Raw genomic sequence first — 14097 nt, 5'->3', positions numbered from 1 at the left:
TCATGCGTTATCTAACGCTTGCATAACGTCATCTGAAATCTCAGCATTATGATATACCTCTTGTACATCATCATGATCTTCTAAGTTATCAATTAAACGTAAAAACTTTTCAGCCGTATCGGCATCAAGCTCTGCTTTTAATGACGCTACCATGGTCACCTCAGCATGAACCGCCCCAAAAGCCGCACTATCAAGTGCATCTTTGACTTTGCCAAAGGCCTCTGGCGTAGTAAAAACGTCGATAGAGCCATCTTCATGGGTGATAACATCTTCTGCACCCGCTTCTAAGGCACTGTCAATTAAGCTGTCTTCATCGATATCACTGTCGTAAGAAATAATACCTGATTGTGTGAACAAATAGGCAACAGAACCATCGGTGCCTAAATTACCGCCCGATTTATTAAAGGCATTGCGCACGCCTGAAACAGTACGATTGCGATTATCTGTCATGGTTTCGACCATCACCGCCGTTCCACCAGGTCCATAGCCTTCATAAATAATAGTTTCTAGTTGCTGGCCATCTATCTCACCGGCACCGCGTTTTATGGCGCGTTCAACGGTATCGCGAGTCATATTATTGGATAAGGCTTTATCAACTGCAGCACGTAGCCTAGGATTGGCATCAACATCTGAACCACCTTCGCGGGCCGCGACGGTCAGTTCACGAATGAATTTGGTGAATAACTTGCCGCGTTTAGCATCTTGTGCTGCTTTGCGGTGTTTAATATTGGCCCATTTACTGTGTCCAGCCATTGTATCTCCTTACTATTCAATAGGACGTACCAAGTAAACTCGTTTACTTGTAAAAAACGTACCGAGGCAAAAGCCTCGGTATGTAGTCCCCTGTTAAGGGCGAGCAAATGGCTAACGTTAGCGCTTTACTCTTCTGTTTTAACCTTTTCAACCACGGCGATGCCTAACTCAGCGAGTTGCACTGGGTTAGCAAATCCTGGAGCATTGGTTAACGGACATGCAGCGGTAGTCGTTTTCGGGAAAGCCATCACGTCACGAATAGAGCTGGCGCCGGTCATTAACATAATAATACGGTCTAAACCGAATGCTAAACCAGCATGTGGCGGAGTACCATAACGCAATGCTTCAAGTAAGAAACCGAACTTTTCTTTGGCTTCTTCAGCTTCAATACCTAAAATATTAAATACTGTGCTTTGCATTTCAGCGTTGTGAATACGAACTGAACCACCACCTAACTCACAGCCATTTAATACCATATCATAGGCATCTGAAATTGCTGCTGCAGGATCTGCAGCCAACTGTTCAGCACTCATACCACGAGGAGCTGTAAAAGGATGATGAACAGCGTGGAACCCGCCGTTAATTTTTTCAAACATAGGGAAGTCAACAACCCACATTGGACGCCATTGACCTTCAAGCAGCTTAAAGTCTTCACCTGCTTTTAAGCGCAATGCTCCCATAGCCTCGGCAACAACATTGGCTTTATCGGCACCAAACAGAATGATATCGCCTGTTTGTGCATTAGTACGACTGATAATATCGTTAACTATCGATTCAGTTAAGAACTTAAGTACAGGAGATTGAATACCTTCAATACCTGCAGCTAAGTCATTTATCTTCATCCACGCTAAGCCTTTCGCGCCATAAATTGCCGCATACTTGGTATAATCGTCAATTTGCTTGCGTGATAATGATGCGCCTGTCGGAATACGTAATGCGGCTACGCGGCCTTCCACATCGTTTGCTGGGCCATTAAATACTGCAAACTCGACGTCTTTAACTAAATCAGCAATATCAACTAATTCAAGTGGATTACGTAAATCGGGTTTATCAGAACCATAACGCTTCATGGCTTCGGCGTAAGTCATACGCGGAAAATCGCCTAAATCAACATTCAATAAATCGTGAAATAAACCGCGCATCATTTGCTCAGTTTTTTCCATGACTTGTTCAGCAGACATGAAAGATGTTTCGATATCGATTTGGGTAAATTCAGGTTGGCGATCGGCACGTAAATCTTCATCGCGGAAACATTTAACGATTTGATAATAACGGTCAAAACCTGACATCATTAACAACTGTTTGAACAGCTGTGGGGATTGAGGTAACGCAAAAAATTGACCTTTATACGTTCGGCTTGGGACTAGATAGTCACGTGCACCTTCTGGGGTCGCTTTGGTTAAAATCGGCGTTTCGATGTCTAAGAAACCATTGGTGTCTAAGAAGCGACGAACAGAACTGGTGACCTTAGCGCGGAAGATAAGACGCTCGGCCATTTCTGGACGACGTAAATCTAAATAACGATATTTTAAGCGTTGTTCTTCACTGTTATTTTGATAATTATCCATGCTTAAAGGTAACGGAGCTGATGCATTAATCACTGTCAGTTGCGTACCTAAAATCTCAATCGCACCGGTTTTCATTTGTGAATTGACTTGGCTTTCTGGACGAGCGCGCACAACACCTTTAATTTGAACACAAAACTCACTGCGCAATGTGCTGGCTATATCAAAAACGTCTTTTAGATCTGGGTCAAAAACAACTTGAACTAGCCCTTCTCTATCGCGTAAGTCTAAAAACACAACTCCGCCTAAATCGCGACTACGGTTTACCCAACCGACTAAAGTAACTTCTTGACCTAGATGAGACGGATTAATGTCTCCACAATAATGACTGCGCATTGAACTCTATCCTTTATCCACAAAGCGGTATTTTGGAAATCGAAAATGATAAAAACGGCATTATATACCGTGACTCAAACTTATGCATTGAAGTATCAATCAGATTAAGGCAATTAACCAGACCTATAGCGAATAAACTGGATTGACTGACTGAAAAACCATCAATCAAAACTAGCTCATTTTATATTGATGGCCACCTACTTTTTTAGCCTGATACATGAGCTGATCTGATTTTTTCAATAATGAGGCTGCGTTATCAGAATCATCAGGAAATATGGCGATACCGATACTGGCAGAAATAGTAATACTGATATCACCGATTAGCAGCGGTTTTTTTAACGTGCTGAGTATGTTTTCCGCAACTTGGCGAGCATCTTCTTTGGTTTCAATCTGATTTAATAGCATCACAAATTCATCTGCTACAAACCGCGTTACAGTATCAGAATCTTTCAAATGGCGAGTCAGTAGCACCGCAATACGTTGCAGTAACTTGTCACCGACATGATAGCCATGTTTATCATTTATGACTTTAAAGCCATCCAAATTGATAGATAACAATGCAAATTTTAATTTATCTCGCTGATGGACTAGGCTTGTTTGCGCTAATTTATCTTCGAAAATATATCGGTTAGGCAAAGCCGTTATGTTGTCATGACTGGCCATAAACCTTAGGTCTTCTTCTACTTTAGCGCGCTTTTGAATTTCAATATTTAAGCGTCTACTTGACACGAGTATAACAATGGCAACTAAGGTGACAATAGACAAAACAATCACCAAATATTTAAACCAAGGTTGATACTGTACCGTGTCACTGTTGAGATCTAACGATACCCATTTTTGATACATATTTTGTTGTTCGGTTTCATCAATAGTGGCAAGAACCCTATCAATTAAAGGCACCAAATTTTTAACCCCTGGAAATAAACCAATGTGGCTATGTTGCTCGGTAAGCTCAGCTAATAACGACATTTTTAAACTGGGATATTGGCCGCTTTTTAAGGTTGTCGCTAATGATGCCACCTGCTCAATAAACATATCCGCCGACCCATTAAGCACGGCTGCCATCCCCTGTTTAGTATCTGCAACAAACACTAATGTTATTCCCGGATATTGCTGACGCAACTGATCGACAATCTGATACCCCTCGACAACCGCTAAGCGTTTTCCGGTTACTTGTGAAATATTAAAAATGGGAGGTTGAGTTAAAGAAGTGACTATCGCCCAGGGAGATGGCCAATAGACTAATGAAAATGCCAGTTTACTTGCACGTTCAGGGGTTTTGGCCATACTGGCAACAAGATGAATATCGCCTTTAATAAGATCATCTATCATTTGGCGAAAATCATCGTAAGGCACAGGGATAATCGTTAAATTAAGTTGTTTGACTAATAAATTTTTAATGTCTGCATTAATCCCTAAAAATTCCCCATTTCTCCCTTGAAATTCCATCGGCGCCCAGTTTTTTAGGTAACCCATTTTAATGGCTCCTAAGCTACTGATATATTGCTTTTGCTGGGTCGTCAATTTAATGTTATGGGCAGAATTGGCAAAAAAACGATCATCGGGATTAATTAACCACTTACGCTCTATTTGCATTTGTTCTTCGACAGAAATTAGATTAAAACCGGCTTGAATTCGGTCCGCTAGACCGCTGTCATCAATCCGGGTTAAGACATACATATCGGTGGAAAATTCGATATCCGTATATTGACGAAATTCTGCCCACAGTTTATTTGCCAGCAAGTAATGCGATGCCATAGCTGCAGAAGACACAAAACCACTGATCTCTTTATTCTGAGCCGCTTTTACCATGCTGTCTAATGAATCATAAAAACGTAACTGAGCTTTGGGAAACGCTTTTTTCATCTCACTAATATAAGGTGCCGTTGGAAATACACCGATTCGCATCGCAATATCTTCAATGTTATTGATGCTTAAGTTAGCACTAAAAAAACGACTTTTGACTGAAATAATATGCCAAGCTTGTTTCAAACCTGTGCGCATATCTTTGCTTTCAGGATAACCAATATGGACATCAGCAACACCACGTTTAACGTCATCAATACTGCTGTTCATGTCACCAGCCACAAAATCAACATTAATACCGGTTTTTTCTGACCATAATTTCCATAAATCTACCAACATGCCATGTGGCAAACCGTCGGTACCAATATCGACATAAGGTTCAACGCCGTTTTGCATCGCAATAATGACACCCGATGTTTGTCGATGATAGCCTAACCAACGACGCTCTATTTGTTGGATAACGTTAGGCGGTATTAATTCAAAACCATGATTAATTTTATTAATAAGGTCTTGATCACCTTTGGCTACTGCAGGTGATATATTGATTTTTTCAATAGGAATACGTGACGAACTATAAAAATTCGCCGCGATATCTTGCTCTAAGGTCAAATTACGTTGATAGCCTTCCATACCAGCAAAAACAAACAACTCTCCATTCACGGCAGCTTGTAATAATTGTTCACGATTTTGATAATGCTTAAAGCTCAGCTTTGGCTCTAGCACTGATAATGTTGCCTCATGGGATGATCCTGTCACAACACCTATTTGATAAGGCACTAAGTCACTAATTTGTTTTTTACTATTGAGAGATTTATGAACGAATAAGTAGGAATTTACTGAGGTGAATGGCTTGGCAAAATCAAATTTTTTGAGACGCGCACTATTTTTAGACATGCCGATGTGAATATCGGCCTGTCGCTGTTCAAGTTGATCAAGGGACTGCTGCCAGTGTCGCGATACAAATTGCACCTTGGTATCAGTAATGACAGACCACTCACGCCATAAATCAACCAAAATACCTGAAGGAGTACCGTTTTCATTTAAATATTCAAATGGATAAGTATCTTCACCCATCACTATCACCAATGGTACTGAAGTATCGACTTTATCTGAATGCATTGCTTGCGCAGGTGATAATGCTAACGCAAATACTATTGCGAATATCCAAGGTATAAATTTCAAGTTTTTTCCCTAATACTTTCACTTGTTATAACAACCAACAACTCAAGCAATAAATCCAAAATGGAGTCAATATGAGACTTATCAGGCATTACTTGTCCATGTTGCCAATTGATTAACAAGCTTGATTAACATCCATAGCTGTGTGCTGTGCATCAACACACAAGACCAAGGTGAAGATGGCATTTTAACCGATGACGATCCCGATATGAGGCGACCAAAAGACCTTGTTAATATCATTATCAATACATGTCGCAAATGAAAAATATTGCTAATGTTGGTTACAAATACACAAATACACAAAAACGATATGGCGTATATTTTTGTTGCTTTTTTGTAACAAGGTTAAATAATATCATTAATCTATCTTGTGTCGTGCTAAATTTATGAATAGAAATTAATTTTTTAGCTCTTTGTACATATTATCAGCATTAATAAGCATTCAGAACCTTAGCTACCTATTATATCGTTAAATATATCAAAAAAAACGTACAAATTAGCAGTAGAATACTTGCTGCCGTTCATCATGATTAGTTAAAATACTGCTATCATTTTTTCACATTGCAACTCATGAACTCCCAACAAGATAAGATATACGCTCATGTGACAGATAAAATCACTGATTTTCAATTTGATCAACGTGTTGCAGGTGTATTTAATGACATGATACGCCGCTCTGTTCCTGGTTATGCCCAAATCATCAATACTATTGGCGATTTTGCTCATCGATTTGTCACACCTAGCAGCAATATATATGATCTCGGCAGTTCGTTAGGCTCTGCAACCTTAAGTATTCGTCGTCAAATTGAAGGTCGTCAATGCCAGATCTACGCTGTCGATAACAGCCAGTCGATGATTGACCGTTGTAATGAAAACCTTGCGGCATATGTCAGCGACATCAAAGTTAATTTACTGTGTGCCGATATCAGAGAAATTGACATTCAAAATGCGTCGATGGTGGTGCTAAACTTTACCCTACAATTTTTGCCTATTCATGATCGCGATGCTTTAATAAAACGTATTTACGATGGCATGCTTCCGGGCGGAATATTAGTCATTTCGGAAAAGCTATTCTTTGAAGATAATCATATACAACAGTTATTAGATGAACAGCATTTAGATTTTAAGCGCGCAAATGGGTATAGTGAGCTCGAAATCAGTCAAAAGCGCAGTGCGTTAGAAAACGTGATGCGTCCAGACAGCTTAAATGTTCATCAACAACGCTTAACCGAAAACGGCTTTAGTCACTTCTCAGTTTGGTTTCAATGTTTTAACTTTGCATCTATGGTAGCGATTAAATGATCAATTTCAGCTCTTTTTATAAAGACATTGCCGATTCTAACCTACAACACTGGTTAGAAACATTACCGGCAATTTTAGGTAAATGGCAGAGAGATCATAAACACGGTAACTTACCCAAATGGGAAAAAGTGCTCAATAAATTACATTATCCGCAACCCGATAATATAGATTTTAGCAGTAGTGTGACCATTGGAACCGGAGAGCAACTCAGCTCGGGACAAGCCGAAAAACTAACTAATTTGTTGGCCGTTTTTCAACCATGGCGTAAAGGTCCATTTTCCGTTCATGGTATTCAAATTGATACCGAATGGCGCAGCGATTGGAAATGGGATCGGGTTAAAGATTATATTTCGCCTTTAAAAAATCGCACCGTATTAGATGTCGGTTGTGGCAGTGGTTATCACATGTGGCGCATGTTAGGGGCTGGGGCAACGCGTGTTGTGGGCATTGATCCGTCACCGTTATTTTTATGCCAGTTTGAAGCAATAAAACGCATTGCGGGTAATCAACACCCAGTGCACTTATTGCCTCTTGGTATCGAAGAGTTACCAGCTTTAGATGCCTTTGATACCGTATTTTCAATGGGAGTGCTTTATCATCGTCGCTCACCAATCGATCATTTACTACAATTACGAGACCAATTAAGAATTGGTGGTGAACTGGTACTTGAAACACTGGTAATAGATGGCGACGAAAACGCGGTATTGGTTCCACAAGATAGATACGGCAAAATGAACAACGTTTGGTTTATACCATCTGTTGCAGCCTTAATGCTATGGTTAAAAAAATGCGAGTTTATTGATATTAGATGCGTTGACATCGATATCACCTCGCTTGCAGAACAACGTAGTACCCAATGGATGAAAAATGAATCTCTAGTTGATTATCTCGATCCAAATGATGTCAGTTTAACTGTAGAAGGTTATCCCGCTCCCAAGAGAGCCATCATCATTGCAACAAAGAACCAACCGAATCACGATTTAGTGTAAATAATACTATTCAACAGGAATTGACATGTTAAAGCAGGTAATTGCTCTATCCGTTGTAGCGGCCCTCATATCGGGTTGTACAACTACTCAAAAACCAATAACACCTCCGCTAACCAATGCTGATTTGAATAGCAGTTTGCAAGTTTCGCAAACCGTCATTATTGATGCTATACATTCACAAAGCAGTCAGCACATTGCCGACATTAGTGCGCTTTCTGATGAAGTCAGAAAGTTAAAGACGCAAGTCAGCACTGCAATGAGTCAGAAACCAAAAACGGTAATAGTTCAACCTCCAGTCTCCAAACCGGTTTCAGTGCCACTACAATGCCCTGAAAGTCTTATTGGTGAAAAATTTCTCCTTGGCGAAGTCGAAAGTGTTTTTATTGATGAGTTAAAAGCAAAGTTTGCCACCCGCATTGATACCGGTGCCGAGTCATCATCTTTGGATGCGCGCAATATCGTGTTATTTGAACGCGAAGGCGTTCAATGGGTTCGTTTCGGCGTCGTCACTAATAATGCAGATCAACCAGAAAATACCTTTGAATTTAAAGTAGAGCGCTTTGTTCGTATTAAACAAGATGCAGATTCAGATGATGATCGTCGTCCGGTTATTCATGCCCATTTGAAAATAGGTAAATATGCCGCCGAAACTGATTTAAATTTAACGGATCGAAGCCATCTTGATTATCCTTTGTTACTCGGTCGCAAGTTTATGAAAGATATTGCCATTGTTGATGTAGGTCAAATCTACATTCATGGTAAAGACAAAAACCAAATTACCACGTTAATTAAGTAGGATCCGTAATGCATTCTCGTAAACCGTTTTACATATTCGTTGCGCTGCTATTTATCATCGGGATCAGTACCAGCATATACCGTGGTATTGAACACAATGTGCCTTTTTTACCTGGTGAACAGGTTCAAAGTTGGGCCGTGGACGCTAAAATTAGTTTCAATGGCAACAATGAACCTGCTGAAGTCAATTTTTCATTACCTGACGATCCTGCATTTGATATTTTAGTTGAAAACGCATCATCGCCAGGTTATGGCTTAAACATTTCAGCCGATGCCAATAATCGTCGGGCAATATGGTCGATTCGTGAAGCGACAGGCTCACAAGCACTATATTATCGCGTAACTTTGGTTCCAACCGGTAAACTCACTATCGAAGCAGACCAGGAACCTGTAACACCTGAACCCTATTTATGGCCTGCAACTGAGAAATCAGCAGCCGACCAAATAATTGAAGAAGTATGGGCTCGTAGTGCAACGAATTTGTCATTTGCTCAGCAATTAATGAATTTGATTAATGATAATAACCAAAGCCAAAATATGGCCTTGCTACTATCGGCTAACACTTCAACCAATTTGTTTGTCCACATGTTGCACTCTAAAGGTGTACCGGCACGCATAGTGAACGGTTTACAACTTGAAGATCAACGCCGTCGCCAACAACTGACATCATATGTTCAAGTCTATAATGACGGTCAATGGGAGCTTTTTGATGTACCCAACAACAAGAAAGGCCGTGATAATACCTTAGTATTATGGGAATACGCAGGTCACCCAGTACTTGATGTCATGGGAGGTACTAATTCATTAGTTAACTTCTCCATGCTACAAGATACTCGTTCAGCATTAGCGACATCTATCGACATGATGATGAATGACGATGCCATGGATTTCTCCCTGTATCAGTTACCACTTGAAGAACAAAGCACATTTAAAGGCATTTTATTAATACCCATTGGAGTATTAGTTGTCGTGTTCTTGCGAGTGATTGTAGGCATCAAAACATCGGGTACATTTATGCCGGTATTGATCGCCTTGGCATTTATTCAAACGACCCTACTCACTGGCTTAATTGGTTTTTTACTGATTGTTGCCTTTGGTTTAATGATCCGCTCCTATCTGTCGACACTTAACTTACTGCTCATATCCCGAATATCGGCGGTTATTATTGTGGTTATTTTTATTATCGGCTTATTTACCTTAATCTCATTCAAATTAGGCTTAAGTGAAGGCTTAACCATTACGTTCTTCCCGATGATCATTCTGGCTTGGACCATTGAACGTATGTCGATTCTTTGGGAAGAAGAAGGCCCTAAAAAAGTCTTTGTTTCTGGTGGTGGTAGCTTATTTGTGGCGACATTGGCTTACTTAGCTATGGACAACCAATTAGTTCAGCATTGGGTATTCAACTTCTTAGGGATCCATTTAGTGATCTTAGCGTTGGTATTAGTAATGGGACAGTACACAGGTTACCGTTTAACTGAGTTAAAACGCTTTAGACCATTAGTTGGAGAACAATAATGAAGTACGCCTGGCCCTGGGAATTGAGCCGTAGCGGTGTACTCAACATGAACAGGCGCAATATTAGCTATATTGGTCGTTATAATCAGCGTAAGTTTTATAAACGCGTTGATGACAAGCTAATAACTAAACAACTTGCGCTTGCTAATGGCATTGCTGTTCCCGATTTAATTGGGGTTGTTCATCAGCAACATAAAATCCAAGAAATACCAGCAATGGTCCTTGACCGCAGTGGTTTTGTGATAAAACCTGCCAAAGGTTCTGGTGGCAAAGGTATTATGGTGATCACTAGGGTGAGCAATGGTTGTTATTATAAACCCAATGGCCACGAAGTGACTCAGAATGAAATTTACCGCCATGTATCTAATATTTTAAGTGGTTTATTTTCACTTGGTGGTAAGCCTGATGTGGCGATTGTCGAAGGATTAATTGAATTTGATCCGGTCTTTGAAGGGTTAAGTTATGAGGGTGTCCCTGACATCCGCTTAATTGTATTTAAAGGTTTTCCTGTCATGGGAATGTTGCGATTATCGACGGCGGCGTCTGACGGTAAAGCAAACTTGCACCAAGGCGCTGTCGGTGTTGGTTTAGACATTGCTACCGGTAACAGTTTACACGCGGTGCAATTTGACGTGCCTGTTGATAAACACCCAGATACCCACTTCCCGCTGTCGAACATAGTCGTTCCTCATTGGGAAACCTTACTTCACACGGCATCTAGTGCTTATGAAATGTGTGAATTAGGCTATTTAGGCACTGACATGGTGCTAGATAAAAACAAAGGCCCATTGTTACTCGAATTGAATGCCCGCCCCGGTTTAACAATTCAAATTGCCAATGGAAGAGGGATCTTACCTCGACTTAAGCATGTTGAAGCGATGAATAGCTCAGCAATGTCAGTTGAGGAACGTGTGGCTTATGCTAAAAAGCATTTTTGTAGCAACCCTATTTTTTAATCTTTTAGCCACAACACATGCTGTGGCTAATCCTTTAGCACTGTTCATCGAACAGTGCTTACAATATCAACCAGATTTAGCACAACAGACGCTTGTTTCTTTTCAGTCTGTAGAGCAACAAGCGGTTACATTTGAAAAAAATACACTGGCGTTAAATAATATTAACGACAGAATTCAATACTATCGCCCTTTTGCCAATAACAGCATCAATAGACAAGGCTTATTATGGTGCCAACTTCACCTTGCTGATGAACTTAATGCAGTCGTTAGCGCACCACAAACCTTATATCTCATTGACCAATTACCCTACCTTGCTCCGCCTTATAACCAATTAGGACAACGTTTAGAGACCATAAAACGTGCACAATGGCCAGTCATCGAAAAATCAAAATTGCATGGTGCCCAAGCCAGCATAGATCAAGCGTTATCGCAGCAACACTTTACCCTGCAGTTTAATCAACAAGATTGTGTGTTACCACAACGAACAGAAACCACAAACAAGCATCAAGATACTGAGCCTACCCAAAATACGAATATTGATATCAGTATTGCCAAATACTTAATTAAACAACCCAAAGAATACTGCAGAAAACAAGCCTGGCTCGCCTATCAAACTCGCGCTAAAGAACAACAGGTAGCAGCGGTTGAATCAATCCATTTTCTGCAACAGCAGCAAGCCCATCGTCAAGGATATACCAATACAGCTCAAGCTCAGCTGGCCTCTCATCGCTTAACGCCGCAGTTATTACAACAATTTTTAGATAGCCAAACTGCCAATATCGATATTGCGCCCTGGAATATTGCCCAGACGTTAAGTGACATAAGTAAATCATCTAGTATGGAAATGATGACAACAAATGTATTTCTACAGCAAATATTCACCAGTCTTAAGCCTCTTAACCTTAAATTTGAACTCATCACAATCGAAAAGCAGAGAGTAGAGGGAGAAACGTCATCTGATGATGGTCAACAAAACAGCTTAAATGAAACCCAGATTATTCGGGTATGGCATCAACAACGCTTACTCGGTGAAATTTTTACTTATCCACAAGCGGATCAACAATCACGTCAAGACGTTAATGGTCAATTGATAAAACAAACCGTCGTTGGTCATCAATTTGGCCAATATGCACTCAGTTTTCCACCACAATTAACCCGTGCAACACAACAACAAAAATTAATTAACCAATTAAGCCAAGCAATAGTATCCTTAGCACAAGGTGGAGAGTTTTATTTTCTCAACCATAAAGCGCAGAATACGGATGCTCACGCCATTGCAACACTGTGGCTAGTTAACTATATTAAACAGCAGCTTAAATTAGAAAGTATCTCTAAACGATATCAGTTAGTCGCTCAATATCAGCAACAGTTATGGGTATTTAGAGCCAAGGTTGCACTGGATTTTTATCAATATGATGGCGACTTCAACAACACTGAACAGGACACATGGTTAAGTCATAACCATCAGCTATCAGCGTACTTTGAACAAAGTTTTGGTCAACAATGGCCGCAAGCAACAGATGCAATATACAGCTATCAAGCTATTGCTAACGAAGGAGTTAATTATTATCTTCCGCTATGGCAAAGCGCATTGACTCAGCTAATTATGAATCAAACACCAGCCTATATATCGACTGGAGAGATATTTAATTTACTGGTAGTCAATGAAACACATTTAACCTTAAACGATCAACTCGAGCAGCTTATAGGCTTACCGATTGACCCACATTCACTTATCAGGAGATTTAAACATGCTGGAACTACGCAAGAGTAAAACACTCTCGTATTTACTATTGTCAGCTACGTTGTTTAGTAGTGTGGCTTTCGCAAAAGAATCGGCAGAAAAAACCGCCCATACTTTAACAGCTGAACAAGTTTATCAAGGCATAAAATCCAATTTAGAAACCAACCTTTACTCCTTACCCCCACGAGTTCAAGGCCACTATGCTATACGCCAATTCCGTATGACTGGGGAACCAAAATACGCTAACGGCTCATTAATTGATCTCCTCACTATTGCTGAACGTCAAGCTTACTATTCATGTAATCTGGATAAGCCCGGTTTTATTAAAAGTGAATCAAAAATTGAGGCGGATAAATTAGGTTCAGGCCCACGGGCTATTGCCCGTAAAGAAGCCATCGCTCCCTACCCTAATTTTATGTTATATACCGACGTGCTATTGCGCTATGCCAGTCGAGTGGATGAGTTTGGTTTTACCGGACCTTGTCATGATTTAATGATAAAAACCCTAAAAAATGCTAATTTAGAGCCTGCTTTCACTGATACAAAAATGATTAAGGCTTGGGCCGCGCAGTTAATCAACTATGTATATTGGGCCAAACAAATCGGCGTTGGCGACTATTACCAAGCTTACAAACAAGCTTTTATTAAAACCTATCCAGATAGCAATGATGATAAACTCAAAAAAGGCCAATATAAAAACAAAGTCTATGGTATGACTCACTTTATTTTTTCTGCCAGCGAGTATTATCAACACCCTGTCGATCCAAAAGAATATCAGTGGATTTTAGATTACTTTGAGAAAAATATTGATCGTATTCTGACCGATACGACTGAAGATATTATTACTGAAGTTGGGATTAGTTTCTTAATTACGGGTAACGGCGATAACCCAGTTGTGGATAAAGTGAAACAACACGTGATTGCGGCTTATGATCCAAAAATCATGATGATCCCGTCACCACATGGCAAAGCTGAATTATCTTCTGGTGAACACAGAAACGTGCTAGCAATGATGTTATTAAATTGGCCTGAAACATTACACAAAGGTCCGTATTTAAATAATATTGCGAGTACTAAAAAGTACTTACCAAAATTAGTGAAGCCTAAAGCTTCTCTGAACAATGCTAAATAACACTCAATACTAGCCAAGATAT

At 40.1% G+C, this 14097-nt stretch carries 10 protein-coding genes; 7 read left to right on the top strand and 3 right to left on the bottom strand.

What is annotated here, in order from left to right; translation table 11 throughout:
- From H5114_RS17935 to H5114_RS17925, 3 genes are all read right to left on the bottom strand, one after another.
- Positions 1-753, bottom strand: a complete 753-nt coding sequence (locus tag H5114_RS17935; RefSeq protein WP_124018185.1) for a YebC/PmpR family DNA-binding transcriptional regulator — start codon at positions 751-753, stop codon at positions 1-3.
- A gap of 125 nt (positions 754-878) precedes the next feature.
- Positions 879-2654: an aspartate--tRNA ligase gene (gene aspS, locus H5114_RS17930; protein ID WP_124018184.1), complete on the bottom strand. Its 1776-nt coding sequence runs from the start codon at positions 2652-2654 to the stop codon at positions 879-881.
- A 171-nt stretch (positions 2655-2825) separates the two neighbouring features.
- On the bottom strand, positions 2826-5642 hold the full coding sequence (locus tag H5114_RS17925) for a transporter substrate-binding domain-containing protein (RefSeq protein ID WP_182723675.1): 2817 nt from the start codon (positions 5640-5642) through the stop codon (positions 2826-2828).
- A 567-nt stretch (positions 5643-6209) separates the two neighbouring features.
- Between H5114_RS17925 and cmoA the strand changes: the two genes are divergently transcribed.
- From cmoA to H5114_RS17890, 7 genes are read left to right on the top strand one after another with little or no spacing between them, the layout of a single operon-like run.
- Positions 6210-6941: a carboxy-S-adenosyl-L-methionine synthase CmoA gene (cmoA, locus tag H5114_RS17920; RefSeq protein WP_124018182.1), complete on the top strand. Its 732-nt coding sequence runs from the start codon at positions 6210-6212 to the stop codon at positions 6939-6941.
- Entirely contained in the window at positions 6938-7930 is a 993-nt protein-coding gene (gene cmoB, locus H5114_RS17915; protein ID WP_182723674.1) for a tRNA 5-methoxyuridine(34)/uridine 5-oxyacetic acid(34) synthase CmoB, read from the top strand. Before cmoA ends, cmoB begins: the two co-directional genes overlap by 4 nt.
- Positions 7931-7955: 25 nt before the next feature.
- Positions 7956-8726: an ATP-dependent zinc protease gene (locus tag H5114_RS17910; protein WP_182698564.1), complete on the top strand. Its 771-nt coding sequence runs from the start codon at positions 7956-7958 to the stop codon at positions 8724-8726.
- 8 nt (positions 8727-8734) lie between these two features.
- On the top strand, positions 8735-10243 hold the full coding sequence (locus H5114_RS17905) for an inactive transglutaminase family protein (protein ID WP_124018179.1): 1509 nt from the start codon (positions 8735-8737) through the stop codon (positions 10241-10243).
- Positions 10243-11199, top strand: a complete 957-nt coding sequence (locus H5114_RS17900) for an alpha-L-glutamate ligase-like protein (protein WP_124018178.1) — start codon at positions 10243-10245, stop codon at positions 11197-11199. Before H5114_RS17905 ends, H5114_RS17900 begins: the two co-directional genes overlap by 1 nt.
- Positions 11162-12973, top strand: a complete 1812-nt coding sequence (locus H5114_RS17895) for a hypothetical protein (protein ID WP_182723673.1) — start codon at positions 11162-11164, stop codon at positions 12971-12973. Before H5114_RS17900 ends, H5114_RS17895 begins: the two co-directional genes overlap by 38 nt.
- Positions 12951-14075 carry a DUF3541 domain-containing protein gene (locus tag H5114_RS17890; RefSeq protein WP_182723672.1) on the top strand — a complete coding sequence of 375 codons (1125 nt, stop codon included), beginning with the start codon at positions 12951-12953 and terminating at the stop codon, positions 14073-14075. The genes H5114_RS17895 and H5114_RS17890 overlap by 23 nt, the downstream gene beginning before the upstream one ends.
- Positions 14076-14097: the final 22 nt, after the last annotated feature.

Origin of the sequence: Shewanella sp. SR43-8 (assembly GCF_014163775.1) — a bacterium.
Classification (GTDB): domain Bacteria; phylum Pseudomonadota; class Gammaproteobacteria; order Enterobacterales; family Shewanellaceae; genus Shewanella; species Shewanella vesiculosa.
This window is presented reverse-complemented; position numbering and strand designations above follow the sequence as displayed.

What these genes read in the sequence shown, in the direction of transcription:
- H5114_RS17935 (WP_124018185.1), bottom strand. Translation starts at nt 753, where the DNA reads ATGGCTGGACACAGTAAATGGGCCAATATTAAACACCGCAAAGCAGCA.
- aspS (WP_124018184.1), bottom strand. Translation starts at nt 2,654, where the DNA reads ATGCGCAGTCATTATTGTGGAGACATTAATCCGTCTCATCTAGGTCAA.
- cmoA (WP_124018182.1), top strand. Translation starts at nt 6,210, where the DNA reads ATGAACTCCCAACAAGATAAGATATACGCTCATGTGACAGATAAAATC.
- cmoB (WP_182723674.1), top strand. Translation starts at nt 6,938, where the DNA reads ATGATCAATTTCAGCTCTTTTTATAAAGACATTGCCGATTCTAACCTA.
- H5114_RS17910 (WP_182698564.1), top strand. Translation starts at nt 7,956, where the DNA reads ATGTTAAAGCAGGTAATTGCTCTATCCGTTGTAGCGGCCCTCATATCG.
- H5114_RS17905 (WP_124018179.1), top strand. Translation starts at nt 8,735, where the DNA reads ATGCATTCTCGTAAACCGTTTTACATATTCGTTGCGCTGCTATTTATC.
- H5114_RS17900 (WP_124018178.1), top strand. Translation starts at nt 10,243, where the DNA reads ATGAAGTACGCCTGGCCCTGGGAATTGAGCCGTAGCGGTGTACTCAAC.
- H5114_RS17895 (WP_182723673.1), top strand. Translation starts at nt 11,162, where the DNA reads ATGCTAAAAAGCATTTTTGTAGCAACCCTATTTTTTAATCTTTTAGCC.
- H5114_RS17890 (WP_182723672.1), top strand. Translation starts at nt 12,951, where the DNA reads ATGCTGGAACTACGCAAGAGTAAAACACTCTCGTATTTACTATTGTCA.